The organism is Pseudomonas sp. ANT_H4 (assembly GCF_008369295.1).
Lineage (GTDB): Bacteria > Pseudomonadota > Gammaproteobacteria > Pseudomonadales > Pseudomonadaceae > Aquipseudomonas.
In genome coordinates this window covers 319,447-333,641 of the sequence record NZ_VOBG01000004.1, presented here as the reverse complement: position 1 = coordinate 333,641, position 14,195 = coordinate 319,447, and the positions used below count along the sequence as shown (strand labels likewise).

At 58.8% G+C, this 14,195-nt stretch carries 14 protein-coding genes; 7 read left to right on the top strand and 7 right to left on the bottom strand.

The features are described 5' to 3' along the window. Nucleotides 1-179 precede the first annotated feature (179 nt). Nucleotides 180-1,514 carry an OprO/OprP family phosphate-selective porin gene (locus tag FQ182_RS07865; RefSeq protein ID WP_149412156.1) on the top strand — a complete coding sequence of 445 codons (1,335 nt, stop codon included), beginning with the start codon at nucleotides 180-182 and terminating at the stop codon, nucleotides 1,512-1,514. A gap of 238 nt (nucleotides 1,515-1,752) precedes the next feature. Beyond that, nucleotides 1,753-2,877, top strand: coding sequence for a GNAT family N-acetyltransferase (locus FQ182_RS07860; RefSeq protein WP_149412155.1), 1,125 nt, complete (start codon nucleotides 1,753-1,755; stop codon nucleotides 2,875-2,877). Nucleotides 2,878-3,061: 184 nt separating this feature from the next. Here the strand turns inward: FQ182_RS07860 and FQ182_RS07855 are convergent, their stop codons facing one another. From FQ182_RS07855 to FQ182_RS07840, 4 genes are all read right to left on the bottom strand, one after another. Next, the gene (locus FQ182_RS07855; RefSeq protein WP_149412154.1) at nucleotides 3,062-4,894 is read right to left on the bottom strand and encodes an ABC transporter ATP-binding protein; all 1,833 of its coding nucleotides are present in this window, start codon (nucleotides 4,892-4,894) and stop codon (nucleotides 3,062-3,064) included. An 83-nt stretch (nucleotides 4,895-4,977) separates the two neighbouring features. Further along, complete coding sequence (locus tag FQ182_RS07850) at nucleotides 4,978-5,541, bottom strand: peptidylprolyl isomerase (RefSeq protein ID WP_133101818.1); 564 nt, start codon at nucleotides 5,539-5,541, stop codon at nucleotides 4,978-4,980. A gap of 3 nt (nucleotides 5,542-5,544) precedes the next feature. Further along, the gene (locus FQ182_RS07845) at nucleotides 5,545-6,348 is read right to left on the bottom strand and encodes an alpha/beta fold hydrolase (RefSeq protein WP_149412153.1); all 804 of its coding nucleotides are present in this window, start codon (nucleotides 6,346-6,348) and stop codon (nucleotides 5,545-5,547) included. A 14-nt stretch (nucleotides 6,349-6,362) separates the two neighbouring features. Continuing rightward, the gene (locus FQ182_RS07840; protein WP_133101816.1) at nucleotides 6,363-7,286 is read right to left on the bottom strand and encodes a LysR family transcriptional regulator; all 924 of its coding nucleotides are present in this window, start codon (nucleotides 7,284-7,286) and stop codon (nucleotides 6,363-6,365) included. A gap of 49 nt (nucleotides 7,287-7,335) precedes the next feature. On the opposite strand from FQ182_RS07840, the gene FQ182_RS07835 reads away from it, so the two are divergent. The 3 genes from FQ182_RS07835 to FQ182_RS07825 all read left to right on the top strand — a co-directional run bounded on the left by FQ182_RS07835 (nucleotide 7,336) and on the right by FQ182_RS07825 (nucleotide 9,470). Continuing rightward, entirely contained in the window at nucleotides 7,336-7,650 is a 315-nt protein-coding gene (locus tag FQ182_RS07835) for a 3-phosphoglycerate kinase (RefSeq protein ID WP_149412152.1), read from the top strand. A 150-nt stretch (nucleotides 7,651-7,800) separates the two neighbouring features. Further along, nucleotides 7,801-8,400 (top strand): FMN-dependent NADH-azoreductase, encoded by a 600-nt coding sequence (locus FQ182_RS07830; protein WP_149412151.1) that lies wholly within the window; start codon nucleotides 7,801-7,803, stop codon nucleotides 8,398-8,400. Between the two features lie 203 nt (nucleotides 8,401-8,603). Continuing rightward, the gene (locus FQ182_RS07825) at nucleotides 8,604-9,470 is read left to right on the top strand and encodes a carboxylate/amino acid/amine transporter (RefSeq protein ID WP_149412150.1); all 867 of its coding nucleotides are present in this window, start codon (nucleotides 8,604-8,606) and stop codon (nucleotides 9,468-9,470) included. A 15-nt stretch (nucleotides 9,471-9,485) separates the two neighbouring features. On the opposite strand, the gene FQ182_RS07820 is transcribed toward FQ182_RS07825, so the two are convergent. Further along, nucleotides 9,486-10,781, bottom strand: coding sequence for a mechanosensitive ion channel family protein (locus FQ182_RS07820; protein ID WP_149412149.1), 1,296 nt, complete (start codon nucleotides 10,779-10,781; stop codon nucleotides 9,486-9,488). Between the two features lie 193 nt (nucleotides 10,782-10,974). Here FQ182_RS07820 and FQ182_RS07815 point away from each other — a divergent pair, with 193 nt between their 5' ends. After that, the gene (locus FQ182_RS07815) at nucleotides 10,975-12,321 is read left to right on the top strand and encodes a DEAD/DEAH box helicase (RefSeq protein WP_133101811.1); all 1,347 of its coding nucleotides are present in this window, start codon (nucleotides 10,975-10,977) and stop codon (nucleotides 12,319-12,321) included. Between the two features lie 45 nt (nucleotides 12,322-12,366). Here the strand turns inward: FQ182_RS07815 and FQ182_RS07810 are convergent, their stop codons facing one another. After that, the gene (locus FQ182_RS07810; protein WP_149412148.1) at nucleotides 12,367-12,642 is read right to left on the bottom strand and encodes a hypothetical protein; all 276 of its coding nucleotides are present in this window, start codon (nucleotides 12,640-12,642) and stop codon (nucleotides 12,367-12,369) included. Between the two features lie 156 nt (nucleotides 12,643-12,798). On the opposite strand from FQ182_RS07810, the gene FQ182_RS07805 reads away from it, so the two are divergent. After that, entirely contained in the window at nucleotides 12,799-13,191 is a 393-nt protein-coding gene (locus FQ182_RS07805) for a transcriptional regulator (RefSeq protein WP_149412147.1), read from the top strand. 112 nt (nucleotides 13,192-13,303) lie between these two features. Here FQ182_RS07805 and FQ182_RS07800 read toward each other — a convergent pair whose 3' ends face one another. Continuing rightward, nucleotides 13,304-14,170, bottom strand: coding sequence for a DUF6279 family lipoprotein (locus FQ182_RS07800; protein WP_149412146.1), 867 nt, complete (start codon nucleotides 14,168-14,170; stop codon nucleotides 13,304-13,306). Between the last annotated feature and the right edge of the window lie 25 nt (nucleotides 14,171-14,195).

Here is a 14,195-nt window from a genome sequence, read left to right as displayed (position 1 = left end):
TTCAATAAGACGCTTGCTGGCCGTGGCTTTGCGCTTATTTCCTTTGGTTGTAAGAAAGTTCCCCTGTAACAAAATCTTTATGTTGCAGCAACTCAGCTGAAATATCCCCTCCCAACACCAGCGGGCCAGAGCCCGCGTGTTTTCCAATGCAAAAGACCACCAATTAGGGGAATTCTTCGATGATCCGTAAGCACTTCGCCGGTTTAGCGGCCAGCGCCCTGGCCCTGGCCGTTACCGCCCAGGCTTTCGCTGGTACTGTCACTACTGACGGCGCCGATATCGTTGTCAAAACCAAGGGCGGCCTTGAGGTTGCTACTACCGACCAGAACTTCAGCTTCAAGCTGGGTGGTCGCCTGCAAGCCGATTACGGCACATTTGACGGTTTCTACACCAAGAACGGTGACTCGGCCGACGCCACTTACTTCCGCCGTGCTTACCTGGAACTGGGCGGCACCGTCTACAAGGACTTCAAATACCAGCTCAGCTACGACTTTTCCCACAACTCGGGCAGCTCCGACGACGGTTACTTCGACGAAGCGTCCATGTCCTACGTGGGCTTCAAGCCGGTCACCATCCGCGTCGGCCGTTTTGACCAAGACTTCGGTCTGGAAAAAGCCACCAGCTCCAAGTGGGTGACGGGCATCGAGCGTAACTCTGCGTACGAAATGGCCGACTGGGTCAACTCCCACGAAAACGGCATGGGTATCCAGGTCAGCTCTGTGGTTGCCGACATGGCTTACCTGTCCGCCAGCGTTGCGTCCAAGGACATCAACGACAAGGACGGCAACGGCGTGAAGCAATTTAACGGCCGTGCCGTATTCGCGCCGCTGCATGAAACCGGCAACGTCTTGCACGTCGGCCTGGACGTCGCGGTACGTGACCTGAAAGACACCGCTTTTGACTCCCGCATCCGTCCTCGTCTCGGCGTACGTGGCGTGGCAACCACTGGCGGCAACGATGCCGGCGCCAACGGTAACCGTGCCACCTTCGGCGGCGGCGTGGGCCTGGATTCCGGCAACTTGACCAGCACCGACGCTTACGACACCGACACTGTGTTCGGCGGCGAATTCGCCTTTGCTACCGGCCCGCTGTCGCTGCAGGCTGAATACCTGAGCCGCAAGATGAAGGCTGACAGCAGCGCCTATCAGGACGTCAAGTCCAGCGGCTTCTACGGTCAACTGGCCTACACCCTGACCGGCGAATCGCGCATTTACAAACTCGACGGCGCCAAGTTCGACACCATCAAGCCCCAGAACAAGCAGTTCGGCGCGTGGGAAGTGTTCTATCGCTACGACAACATCAAGGTTGATGACAAAAACGTTGTTCGCAACAGTGCTACCCGTGAAGTGGGCGATGCCAAGGCCAACCTGAACACCATCGGTGTCAACTGGTACGCCAACGAAGCGGTCCGGGTCTCGGCCAACTACATCAAAGTCAGCACCGACAAGATCGTCAACGCCAATGGCGATGACAGCGGTGATGCCATCGTAGCCCGCGTGCAATACGTGTTCTAAGCAGCCTGCAACACCGTTTCATCGCGCTCTTTCTTCATCCGTTAAAGCGCTTCTCTTTTTTCACCCCGCCGATTGGCGGGGTTTTTTTTGCTCTGAAAACTCACTGCTTTGTGTAGGAGCGAGCTTGCTCGCGAAAAAACCTGCGGGAGACGGGTTCTGTCAGAATGAGCGCGTTATTGTTGACAGCCATCGCGAGCAAGCTCGCTCCTACATAAAGTAGTTGTCGCCGGGGAATGGGATGCCGTTACAACGATTGAATAGCCTGCGCGCGATTGCACCTGATGAGTGGAACGCACTGGTCCCCGTCGATCAGCCTTTTTTGCGTCATGCCTTCCTCAGTGCGCTTGAGGACAGTGCCAGCCTTGGCCCGCAGTCCGGCTGGCAGCCCGAGCATTTACTGCATTATGAAGGCGAGCGCTTGATCGCTGCGCTGCCCAGTTATCGCAAGTGGCATTCTTACGGCGAATACGTGTTTGACCATGGCTGGGCCGACGCTTGCGAGCGTGCGGGCATCGACTACTACCCGAAATTGCTCACCGCCGTGCCCTTCAGCCCGGTCAGCGGCCCGCGCCTGCTGGCGGCCAGCCCCGAGGACGGTTTTGAGTTACTCAAGAGCCTGCCCGGTTACCTGGAGATCGAAGGCCTTTCCAGCGCCCATATCAACTTTACCGACGCACTGGCCGACGTCGCACTGGCGCAGCAGCCGGGTTGGCTGCAGCGCCTGGGTTGCCAGTTTCATTGGCAGAACCGCGGTTATCGGGACTTCCAGGACTTCCTCGACGCCTTGAGTTCACGCAAACGCAAACAAATGCGCAAAGAGCGCGAACAGGTAGCGGGGCAGGGCATTGAGTTCGAGTGGTTACAAGGCCATGAGTTGAGCGAGGCACAATGGGATTTTGTCTACGCTTGTTACGCCAATACCTACGCCGTGCGCCGGCAGTCGCCTTACCTGACCCGGGCGTTTTTCAGCTTATTGGCTGAGCGCATGCCGGAGGCGATTCGGGTGGTGCTGGCCAAGCAAGGCTCGCGGCCAGTGGCCATGGCCTTTAGCTTGATCGGAGGCGACAGCCTTTACGGGCGATACTGGGGCTGCCTGGCGGAATTCGACCGCCTGCATTTCGAGACCTGTTTCTATCAGGGCATGGATTACGCGATTGCCCACGGCCTGCAACGTTTCGACGCCGGTGCCCAAGGCGAGCACAAGTTGATTCGCGGGTTTGAGCCGGTGATTACCCATTCCTGGCATTACCTGCGCCATCCCGGATTGAAATCGGCTGTGGCGGACTTCCTGGAGCGCGAGCGCAGTGAAATCCTCGCCTATGCCGAGGAGGCGCGCTCAGCCTTGCCTTACCGGCAGGGCTGAACGCGCTTGGCTCAGGCAGTCTCTTCCTTGCCCAGCCATCGATAGGTCACACCGCCCACTACCAACCACACCGATACTGCCGTGGCCTTGATGACAGCACCGATGTGGCACAAATCCAGTGCATGAAAAAGCGCCAGAGCCCTTTGGATTCGGGCGCTGGCGCTATGGGTGGTGGCAATGTATGTCAGTCGATCCCGACAAACCCTCCAGTCTGGTGCTGCCACAACCGCGCATACAACCCACCATGAGCCAACAACTCGGCATGACTGCCACTCTCGGCAATCTGGCCCTTCTCCAGCACCACCAAGCGGTCCATCCGTGCAATGGTGGAAAGCCTGTGGGCGATGGCGATCACCGTCTTGCCCTGCATGAGGGTTTCCAGGCTTTCCTGAATCGCTGCTTCCACTTCCGAGTCCAGCGCCGAGGTGGCTTCATCCATGATCAGGACCGGCGCGTCCTTGAGCAGCACTCGGGCGATGGCGATGCGCTGGCGTTGCCCGCCGGAGAGCTTCACCCCGCGTTCACCGACGTGGGCATCCAGGCCCGTGCGGCCTTCGGCGTCCGAGAGCAGCGGGATGAACTCGTCGGCACGGGCCTTGCGAACGGCTTCCCACAGTTCGTCGTCGGTGGCGTCGGGCTTGCCGTACAGCAAGTTGTCGCGGATCGAACGGTGCAGCAGCGAAGTGTCCTGGGTGATCATGCCGATGCGCTCGCGCAGGCTTTCCTGGGCCACTTCGGCAATGTTCTGGCCGTCGATCAGGATGCGCCCGCCTTGCAGGTCATACAGGCGCAGCAGCAGGTTGACCAACGTCGACTTGCCGGCGCCGGACGGGCCGATCAGGCCGATTTTTTCACCCGGCTTGATGTCCAGGTTCAGGCCGCCGATGATTCCGCTTTTCTTGCCATAGTGGAAATCCACCTGCTCGAAACGCACTTCGCCGTGGGGCACGCTTAGGCGTGGGGCGTTTTCCCGGTCGGTCACGGCCACCGGTTGCGCGATGGTTTTCAGGCCGTCTTGAACCATACCGATGTTCTCGAAAATGCCGTTGACCACCCACATGATCCAACCGGACATGTTGACGATGCGAATCACCAGGCCAGTGGCCAGTGCGATAGCGCCCACCGAGATCAACGACTGGGTCCACAGCCATAGGGCAAGGCCCGTGGTGGTGACGATCAACAGGCCGTTCATGCTGGTGACAGCGATGTCCATGCTGGTCACCACTCGGCCGGCCAACTGGCTTTTTTGCGTTTGTTCGACGATGGCTTCCTTGGCGTAGTTTTGCTCGAAGTTGGTATGGGCAAACAGTTTCAAGGTGGTGATGTTGGTGTAGCCGTCGACGATCCGTCCCATGAGCTTGGAGCGCGCTTCGGAGGAGTTCACTGAGCGCTGTTTGACCCGTGGCACGAAGTAGGTAAGGGCCAGGCCGTAGCAGACGATCCAACTGATCAGCGGGATCATCAGCCGCCAGTCAGCCTCGGCGAACAGCACCAGGGCGCTGATGGCGTAGATCAGCACATGCCAGATGGCATCCACTGCCGACACTGCTGAATCCCGCAGGGAAGTGCCGGTTTGCATGATGCGCTGGGCAATACGTCCGGCGAAGTCATTCTGGAAGAAGTTCAGGCTCTGTTTGAGCACGTAGCTGTGGTTCTGCCAGCGGATCAGGCTGGTCATGCCGGGGTTGATGGTCTGGTGCACCAGAAAATCGTGCAGGGCGCCGAAGATCGGGCGCAGTAGCAAGGCAACCACGGCCATCCAGATCAGCTCGGTGCTGTGGATCTGGAAGAAGTTGGCGGGCGGCGTGCCCTGGGCCAGGTCGATGATGCGGCTCAGGTAGCTGAACAGCGCCACTTCGATCAACGCGCCAATCAGCCCCACCACCAGCAGCGCGGCAAAGCACGGCCATACCTGGCGCAGGTAATAGAGGTAGAAGGGCAGGACTTTATCGGGAGGGGCCGCGCTGGGAGGCTCGCGGAAAATATCGATCAGTTGTTCAAAACGACGATAGAGCATTAGGTCTGACGCCCGCCTGGCGGGCTCTCCTGTTCAAATACGCGCGGTGCCTTGTGGGCACCGCGCGAAACTCCCTGTAGACCTCAGTCGATGCGCTTGGCCGACTTGATCAGGACAGGATCGATTGGCACGTTTTGCATGCCGCTTTTGGTGGCGGTCTGCGAGTTGACGATGACGTCAACCACGTCCATGCCTTTGACCACTTTGGCAAACACGGCGTAACCGGCATCGCGACCCGGATCGAGGAAGGCATTGTCGGCGACGTTGATAAAGAACTGGCTGGTGGCCGAGTTCGGATTCGAAGTGCGCGCCATCGACAAGGTGCCGCGTACGTTATGTAGGCCGTTGCTGGCTTCGTTAGTGATCGGTGGCTGGGTGTCTTTCTGCTGCATCTGCGTGGTGAAACCACCGCCCTGAACCATGAATCCAGGGATCACACGGTGAAAAATGGTGTTGGTGTAGAAACCCTTGTCGACGTACTCAAGGAAGTTCTTGGTGCTGATTGGCGCCTTTACCGGGTCCAGTTCGATTTCGATTTCGCCGTTGGTGGTAACGAGCAATACATGGGGTGCCTTGGCCGGCGTGGCCGCCATCAGGTTGGCAGCAAACAGAACAGAACCGGCGAAGAGGGCGATTTTTTTCAGCATGGGTCAGTGATCCTGAGTAGTGGTTTCGACTGTCTTTAGAAAATCGAGCAAGGTGGCATTAAAGACTTCGGGTTGGTCCAAGGGCGTGGCATGGCGAGAATCCTTGATCACCACCAGCCGCGCATCGGGCAGCAGTTTTACATAGATTTCTTTCTGCGCCACCGGGGTGTAGTCGTGGTCGGCGCTGACGACCAGCGTTGGACAGGAAATTCGCGAAAGTCGTTCCTGAACGCCCCAGCCGACGATTGCATCGAAGCTAGCGAGATAAGCACGTTTGTCGTTTTTTGCCCAGCGCTCGGTCATTTTGCGCCGCAGCTCGGCCTGCTCCGGTTTGGGGAAGAGCATGCTGCCCAAGGCCTTGCCGATGCTGTTCAAGCTGAGGATTCGCGCCAGGCTCCAGCGCTTGGCCCATTGCCAATAATCGTTGGCGGTGCGGACCTTGACCTGGGGCGCGCTGTTGACGATGCACAGGCTCTTGAGCAAATGGGGCTGATCCACCGCCAATTGAAAGGCGATCATGCCGCCCATGGACAAACCGACCACGTGAGCCGGTGTCAGCTGCAGATGTTCGATCAGTGCCACCAAATCGGCGGTAAACCCGGCGATGCTGTAGCGTTCACGGGGTTTGTCGGAGCGGCCGTGACCGCGTGCATCCACCACGATCAACCGGTAGTGCTTGGACAGCACAGGCACCTGCAACTCCCAATCCAGGCTGCTGGAGCCCAGGCCGTGGATCAGGATCAGCGGCGCGCCGTGGCCATATTCCTCGTAATGCAGGGTGCAACCTTCATGTTCGAAATAGGCCATCGGTGAACTCCGTTTCAGGCTTGCTGTGGTGCAGCAAAGGGCGCATCCAGCGGCGCGGTGTCAAAGGTGCGCAGCAGTTCGACGAGAATCTGCGTAGCCGGGCCCAAGGGTTTGTCTTTGTTGGCGTACAGGAAAAACGTCGGATGGCGACTGCCGCCCTGTTCCAAGGGTAGCTGCTTGAGCACGCCTTCCTTGAGTTCGCGTTCGATCATGTGCCGGGGCAGCCAGGCAAACCCCAGGCCGCTGCCGACGAAGGCGGCGGCGGTGGCCAGGCTGCCGACAGTCCAGCGCTGCTCGGCGCCGAGCCAGCCGACATCCCGCGGTTGCTGGCGACCGGAGTCGCGGATCACCACTTGCATTTGGCTTTCCAGGTCCTGGAAGCTCAGTTCGCGGTTCAGTCGGTGCAGCGGATGCTCGGGATGGGCAACGGCGACAAATTCCACGTCGCTCATCTCAGTGCCCAGGTAACCCGCAATGCTGAAGCCGCAGATGGCCAGGTCGGCCACGCCTTCCATCAGCAACTCTTCGACGCCGGAGAGCACTTCTTCGCGCAGGCGCACCCGGCAGCCCCGGCTTTGCGGCATAAAGGCGGTGAGGGCGCGCACCAGGCGGGCATTGGGATAGGCAGCATCGACCACCAGTCGCACTTCGGCTTCCCAGCCCTGTTCCATATGGTGGGCGAGGTCTTCCAGTTGGCTGGCGCTTTTCACCAGTTGCCGGGAGCGGCGCAGCAGCACTTCGCCGGCGTCGGTCAGGACCGCCTTGCGCCCGTCGATGCGCAGCAGCGGCACGCCCAGCTGGTCTTGCATGCGTGCAACGGTGTAACTCACGGAGGATTGCGAACGGTGTAGCGCTTCAGCCGCCTGGGCGAAGCCACCATGGTCGACCACGGCCTGCAGCGTGCGCCATTGATCAAGGGTAACGCGGGGCGCTTTCAAAATGGGCTCCTCTTGTCCTAAGCTGGCGGTCTTTATTGGAGACTGCCGAATGAGAAAATTCTGTTGTGTGCTGCTGGCGCTGCTGCCTTTGAGCGCGTTTGCCTATCCGATCGATGTGGAGAAAAGCATCTCCGGGGTCAGTATTGATTACACCGCCGATGACACGGATGCCGACATTAGTTCGATCCAGCTAAACAATTACGGCACGATCGACGCGGTGTGCAAGGTAGCCTTTCGCAATGGTCCGGAAACGCCGCGTCTGCGGACGGTCACGGTGCCTGCCGGTAAAAGCACCCATGCAACCGCCAAGTTCACGCGCTCGATTATCAAGATGCGCATCAAGCTGACCTGCGCCGCGAAATAAGGCAAAGCTGCGCGTGCCCACAGCGATACTGCGCTTATAAACAAATTTATAGATGGGTTATAGCAGTTTTTTACGCTTTTTTATCGAATCGGTTCTGTTTAGCCTTCACTCCATCGACTTACAGCATTCACCGATGGAGGCTACCGAGCCATGTCACGCGTTCTGATCATTGAAAGCAGCGCCCGCCAGCAGGATTCAATCTCCCGCCAACTGACTCAACAGTTCATCAGCCAATGGCAGGTTGCCCATCCGGCTGATCAGATCACCGTGCGTGACTTGGCCATCAACCCGGTGCCTCACTTGGACGCCAACCTGCTGGGCGGCTGGATGAAGCCCGCCCAGCAACGCAACGCCATCGAGCAGGTGGCTCTGGACCGCTCCAACGAACTGACCGACGAACTGCTGGCCGCCGACGTCCTGGTGATGGCCGCGCCGATGTACAACTTTGCCATTCCCAGCACCCTCAAGGCCTGGCTCGACCATGTGCTGCGCGCCGGCGTGACCTTCAAGTACACCGCCACCGGGCCTCAAGGGCTGCTCAATGAAAAGCGTGCTTTCGTCCTGACTGCTCGCGGCGGCATCCATGCCGGCGGCGCCAGCGATCATCAGGAACCCTACCTGCGCCAGGTCATGGGCTTTATCGGCATCCATGACGTCACCTTCATTCATGCCGAAGGGGTGAACCTGGGTGGAGATTTCCAGGAGAAAGGCTTGAATCAAGCCAAGGCGTTATTGGCGCAGGTTGCCTGATCCTTTAATCGCCAGATAATCGCCTGATGTTTGAATAGCTCCACGCAAACCCTTCAAGTACGCGTATCGAACCTCCCTTTGCACTTGTTGCTCCTGAGTGCTCCGACCCGATTGACGCTTTAGCGAGATCGGGTTTTTTTTGCCTTGAGTTTCGCAAGTGCTGGAAAACCGCTAAGGTCGCCGCCATTCGATACGAGGCGAGCATGGGCTATCTACTGATTGTCACCCTGATTCAGGCGTTTTCCTTCAGCCTGATCGGCGAATACCTTGCCGGTCACGTCGACAGCTACTTCGCTGTGCTGGTGCGGGTATTGCTGGCGGGGCTGGTGTTTATCCCGCTGACCCGCTGGCGTTCAGTGGAGCCGGCCTTCATGCGCGGTATGTTACTGATCGGCGCCCTGCAATTTGGCGTGACTTACGTTTGCCTGTACTTGAGCTTCCGGGTGTTGACGGTGCCGGAGGTATTGCTGTTCACCATCCTCACACCCTTGCATGTGACCTTGATCGAGGATGCCCTGAACCGGCGCTTCAATCCGTGGGCGCTGATCGCCGCGCTGGTGGCGGTAGCGGGTGCGGCGGTGATTCGTTTCGATCAGATCAACCCCGACTTCTTCATGGGCTTTTTGCTGCTGCAACTGGCCAACTTCACCTACGCGGCCGGGCAGGTGCTTTACAGGCGCCTGGTGGCCCGTCACCCCAGCGATCTGCCGCACTATCGGCGTTTCGGTTATTTCTATCTTGGGGCGTTGGCGGTGGTTTTGCCGGCGTTCCTGCTGTTCGGCAAGGCCAACTTCCTGCCGGAAGCGCCGTTGCAATGGGGCGTGCTGGTGTTCCTTGGCCTGGTCAGCACTGCACTGGGCTTGTACTGGTGGAACAAGGGCGCTTGCCAGGTCAACGGTGGCACGCTGGCGGTGATGAATAACCTGCATGTGCCAGTGGGGTTGCTGCTGAACCTGTTGATCTGGAATCAGCATGAGCCTTTAGGGCGGTTGTTTCTGGGCGGCCTGGTGATTCTGGGGGCGGTGTGGATCAGCCGATTGGGCATCAAACGCACCGCCAGCGCCCTGTAGGCGCTGGCGTAGCAGCTATAGCGAGGCGCTCTTTTCGGGCAGGTGGCTGGCGCCGAGCACCGCTGGCAACATCCCCGCCCGCAAGTCGTTACCACTGGGCTGCTGATACAGGCTCAAGCCAAATTCCGGTAGCAACGCCAGCAGGTAATCGAAGATGTCTCCCTGGATACGCTCGTAATCGACCCACGCCGTGGTGCGGGTGAAGCAGTAGATTTCCAGTGGCACGCCCTGGGCGGTGGCCTGCATCTGGCGGACCATGCAGGTCATGTTCGGCTGGATGTCCGGGTTGCTTTTCAGGTAGGCCAGGGCGTAGGCCCGGAAGGTGCCCAGGTTGGTCATTCGCCGGCGGTTGGCCGACAGCTGCGCGCTTTGCTCCTGGGTTTCGTTCCATGCCTTCAATTCCGCCTGTTTGCGGCCGATGTAGTCGGTCAGCAGGTGGACCTGGGTCATGCGCACTTCTTCATCATCGCGCAGGAATCGCACGCCGCTGGCGTCGATAAACAGGCTGCGCTTGATCCGTCGCCCGCCCGAGGCCTGCATGCCGCGCCAGTTCTTGAAGGATTCGGACATCAGGCGCCAGGTGGGGATGGAGACGATGGTCTTGTCGAAATTCTGCACCTTGACCGTGTGCAGGGTGATGTCCACCACATCGCCATCGGCGCCGACCTGAGGCATCTCGATCCAGTCGCCGACCCGCAGCATGTCGTTGCTGGTCAGTTGTACGCTGGCGACGAATGACAGCATGGTGTCCTTGTAGACCAACAGGATCACCGCCGACATGGCACCAAGACCGGAGAGCAGCAACAGTGGCGAGCGGTCGATCAGGGTGGCAACAATGATGATCGCGCCAAACACGAACAGCACCATTTTCGCCAACTGCACGTAGCCCTTGATGGAGCGGGTGCGGGCGTGTTCGGTACGGGCGTAGATGTCCAGCAAGGCGTTGAGCAGGGCGCTCATGGCCAGGATCTGGAACAAAATGGTGAATGCCAGGGCGACATTGCCGATAAATACCGCGCTGGTCTTGCTCAGTTCTGGCACCAGGTGCAGGCCGAACTGGATCACCAGCGATGGCGTCATTTGCGCCAAGCGATGGAAGACTTTGTTGTGCCGCAGGTCATTGAGCCAGTGCAGTGCCGGCTGGCGGCCCAGCAATTTGACGGCATGGAGGATCAGGTAGCGTGCCACCCGTCCGAGAAGAAGGGCCACCACCAGCAAGATCACCAGGGCCAGGCTTGAATGCAGCAGCGGATGTTGATCGAGGGCGCCCCAAACGTCTTGGACGTTGAGCCAGAGCTGTTTGATATCCATGGGTAAACGCGATTCTTCTGTAGGACGTGATGGGGCGATTAGAGCATTTAAGTGCTTCAAAGTTATCGTTGCGGACAAACCCCCTGACAAAAAAGCACCTGATTAGCGTTGTTCGCGTAAAGAAACTCGGCCTCGGCGCCCGAAACCGTTACCCTATGCAGCTGTTTTTTTGTATTTCTTCGAGGTAACACCCGTGTTTTCCCAATTCGCCCTGCACGAACGCCTGCTCAAAGCCGTGGCCGAGCTTAAATTTGTCGAGCCAACGCCTGTGCAAGCAGCGGCCATCCCGCTCGCGCTCGAAGGGCGTGACCTGCGGGTGACAGCTCAAACCGGGAGCGGCAAAACCGCTGCTTTCGTTCTGCCGATCCTCAACCGTCTGATTGGCCCGGCGAAAGTCCGGGTCAGCATCAAGACCCTGATTCTGCTGCCGACTCGTGAGCTGGCCCAGCAGACCCTGAAGGAAGTCGAGCGTTTTGCGCAGTTCACCTTCATCAAGTCCGGCCTGATTACCGGTGGTGAAGACTTCAAGGTCCAGGCCGCCATGCTGCGCAAGGTGCCTGACATCCTGATCGGTACGCCGGGCCGGATGATCGAGCAACTGAACGCCGGCAACCTGGACCTTAAGGAAGTCGAAGTGCTGGTCCTCGACGAAGCCGACCGCATGCTTGACATGGGTTTCTCCGACGATGTGCAGCGCCTGGTGGAAGAGTGCACCAACCGCCAGCAGACCATGCTGTTCTCCGCCACCACCGGTGGTTCGACCCTGCGCGACATGGTCGCCAAGGTCCTGAACAACCCCGAGCACCTGCAGCTCAACGCCGTCAGCCAACTGAACTCGACCACCCGTCAGCAAGTTATCACCGCTGACCACAACGTGCATAAAGAGCAGATCCTTAACTGGTTGTTGGCCAACGAGACCTACCAGAAGGCCATCGTTTTCACCAATACCCGGGCCATGGCCGACCGCATTTACGGTCGTCTGGTGGCGCAGGAGTACAAGGCGTTTGTCTTGCACGGTGAGAAGGACCAGAAGGATCGCAAGCTGGCCATTGACCGCCTGAAACAGGGCGGCGTGAAGATCCTGGTGGCAACTGACGTCGCCGCACGTGGCCTGGACGTCGACGGCCTGGACATGGTGATCAACTTCGATATGCCCCGCAGTGGCGACGAATACGTACACCGTATCGGTCGTACCGGTCGTGCCGGCAACGATGGCCTGGCCATCTCGCTGATTTGTCATGGCGACTGGAACCTGATGTCGAGCGTCGAGCGCTACTTGAAGCAGTCGTTCGAGCGCCGCACCATCAAGGAAGTCAAAGGCACCTACGGCGGGCCGAAGAAGGTCAAGGCTTCGGGCAAGGCTGTTGGCGTGAAAAAGAAAAAGGTCGACGCCAAGGGCGAGAAGAAGAAAACCGGCGCCAAGTCGCCGACCAAACGCAAGATAGCCAACCGACCGAAGACCGACGCACTGTCGCTGGTCAGCAAGGACGGCATGGCGCCACTCAAGCGCCGCAAGCCAGAAGCGCCAGCCGCTGAATAAAGCGTTGGTGTAAAAAAACCGGACGATGTCCGGTTTTTTTTGGCCTCAACTATCGGCTTTGGCCGCCGCTTCTTTCAACTCCTTGAGTCGAGCGTCGATCAATTGGCACTTGTCCGGGAACTTTGAACTTTCGGTGTCTAGGTCCATTTTCTGCAGTTCATCGTTGATTTCATTGGCTTTTTTTGGATTTTGTTCGGTGAGCCTTGTCACTTCCAGGGCCAGTTGCTCACGCTTGACCGTGGCTTCTTCCGGGGTGCAGGCCCAGACGGGCAGGGCGGCCAGCAACGTAGCAGCGATAGCCATATTCAGTAGGGTTTTCATTGTTCAGACCTCCATGGCGGTGATGTTTGGTTGAGGGCCCAGGCGGGTGAAAAGTTCAGTGCAATGACGCCTGTCCACTAGGCTGAACGGCCAGTGATGTCGCATGTCACAACCTTTGAAGGGCATCTTTTTCGTGTGCCTGCAGGAGGAATCAGGATGACGACTTACAATTGGGATTTGATCGAGCGTCTGCTTCATGAAGTGCAGAACAGCGCCGGTCACAGCTTTACACCACGCCCCTACGCCGAACAGGAAGCGGCGGCCAAGGCGGCGGACGGTGAGCCGACGGGTAACCTGGATGATCTGAAAGTGACTGCCACCGAGTACGAAAAGCTCTTGTTGGACCGTGGCTTTATCGAGTCGCGTCCTGAAGATGAAGGTGGCAATGGCGAAAACTTCATCCTGACCCCTCGCGGCTCACAGTTGTTGAGCCTGATCGACAGCTCGATCCCCGGCAACGATCACCCGCGCCAGGTGCTGGATGAGCAGGCGGATGCGCTGGATACGGCGACGTTTGATGAGGTAGCGTCCAAGGCGCAGATTGCCTGATTAAATGTTGAGCAAGCTTGCTCCGGGCGGCGATCTGACGATGGTCGTGTACGTTAACGCGTGCTTTTTGGATAAGCGCGCGGTTCTTGAACTCATCGCGAGCAAGCTCGCTCTACAGAGGGGCGGCCTTCAGGCATTTTAATGCCTTGAAATCACTGCGCACCTTGTCGATCTTCAGCGCCAGTTTCTGCCGTTGCTGCACGGTGCTTTCGGCCATCAGGTCGACAATCAGGCTGCGGGCCGCAGCTTCAGTCTGGGCGTAGGCTTGTCGATAGTCCGGGGTCCACAGGCTTTCCCGGTCCACCAGTAACTGTTCCATTTTTTGCGGAAAATCGCTGCTGGCGCGTTGCCCCACGGCTGCGATGAATTGCGCCTGCCAGTGAGCCCGGTTGCCGATCCACTGTTTGTTCTGCTCGCCCAGTGCGATCGACCAGGCGGTCACTCGATTCTGCTGGCTGGCGCTTAATGGTCCCAGCCATGCATCCAGGCGTTTGCTCATGCGCTCGCCGCGCTCCTTGATCTGCTGTTCCAGGGACGGTTTCAGGTATTCGTCCTGGCGCTTGCGCAGGTCCTTGGCCAGCGCCTCGTTCATTTCCTCGACCTGCTGGTCGTCCAATCCCTGCAGCAACTCGATGGCCGATGGCGTGACTTCGCGCGCGACCTCGGCAATAGCCTGTTTGGCTTGCGTGGTACGGGTTTGCAGAGCGGCGTCGGTCACCTGATTGCTGTCGACCATCTGTTGCAAACGGTCCAGCCAGCCCAGGTAGCCCGGCAGTTGCGTGGTGCAATGCCAGGCCAAGTGTTCCTTGAGTTTGTCGTTGAACCAACTCTTTTGCCCGGCGTTCATGTCCAGGTAGTCGTTGAGGGTCCAGGGGATGATCACATCGAGGTTGCGGTAGGCCAGGCCGACGCGGTTGCAGCCTGCAAGCACCAGGCTCAGGGTCAGCAATATCACCAGGAGTTTTAACCGACGGAGCATGGGCGAGTCCTTGCGCAGACGAGAG

What these genes read in the sequence shown, in the direction of transcription:
- FQ182_RS07865 (WP_149412156.1), top strand. Translation starts at nt 180, where the DNA reads ATGATCCGTAAGCACTTCGCCGGTTTAGCGGCCAGCGCCCTGGCCCTG.
- FQ182_RS07860 (WP_149412155.1), top strand. Translation starts at nt 1,753, where the DNA reads ATGCCGTTACAACGATTGAATAGCCTGCGCGCGATTGCACCTGATGAG.
- FQ182_RS07855 (WP_149412154.1), bottom strand. Translation starts at nt 4,894, where the DNA reads ATGCTCTATCGTCGTTTTGAACAACTGATCGATATTTTCCGCGAGCCT.
- FQ182_RS07850 (WP_133101818.1), bottom strand. Translation starts at nt 5,541, where the DNA reads ATGCTGAAAAAAATCGCCCTCTTCGCCGGTTCTGTTCTGTTTGCTGCC.
- FQ182_RS07845 (WP_149412153.1), bottom strand. Translation starts at nt 6,348, where the DNA reads ATGGCCTATTTCGAACATGAAGGTTGCACCCTGCATTACGAGGAATAT.
- FQ182_RS07835 (WP_149412152.1), top strand. Translation starts at nt 7,336, where the DNA reads ATGAGAAAATTCTGTTGTGTGCTGCTGGCGCTGCTGCCTTTGAGCGCG.
- FQ182_RS07830 (WP_149412151.1), top strand. Translation starts at nt 7,801, where the DNA reads ATGTCACGCGTTCTGATCATTGAAAGCAGCGCCCGCCAGCAGGATTCA.
- FQ182_RS07825 (WP_149412150.1), top strand. Translation starts at nt 8,604, where the DNA reads ATGGGCTATCTACTGATTGTCACCCTGATTCAGGCGTTTTCCTTCAGC.
- FQ182_RS07820 (WP_149412149.1), bottom strand. Translation starts at nt 10,781, where the DNA reads ATGGATATCAAACAGCTCTGGCTCAACGTCCAAGACGTTTGGGGCGCC.
- FQ182_RS07810 (WP_149412148.1), bottom strand. Translation starts at nt 12,642, where the DNA reads ATGAAAACCCTACTGAATATGGCTATCGCTGCTACGTTGCTGGCCGCC.
- FQ182_RS07805 (WP_149412147.1), top strand. Translation starts at nt 12,799, where the DNA reads ATGACGACTTACAATTGGGATTTGATCGAGCGTCTGCTTCATGAAGTG.
- FQ182_RS07800 (WP_149412146.1), bottom strand. Translation starts at nt 14,170, where the DNA reads ATGCTCCGTCGGTTAAAACTCCTGGTGATATTGCTGACCCTGAGCCTG.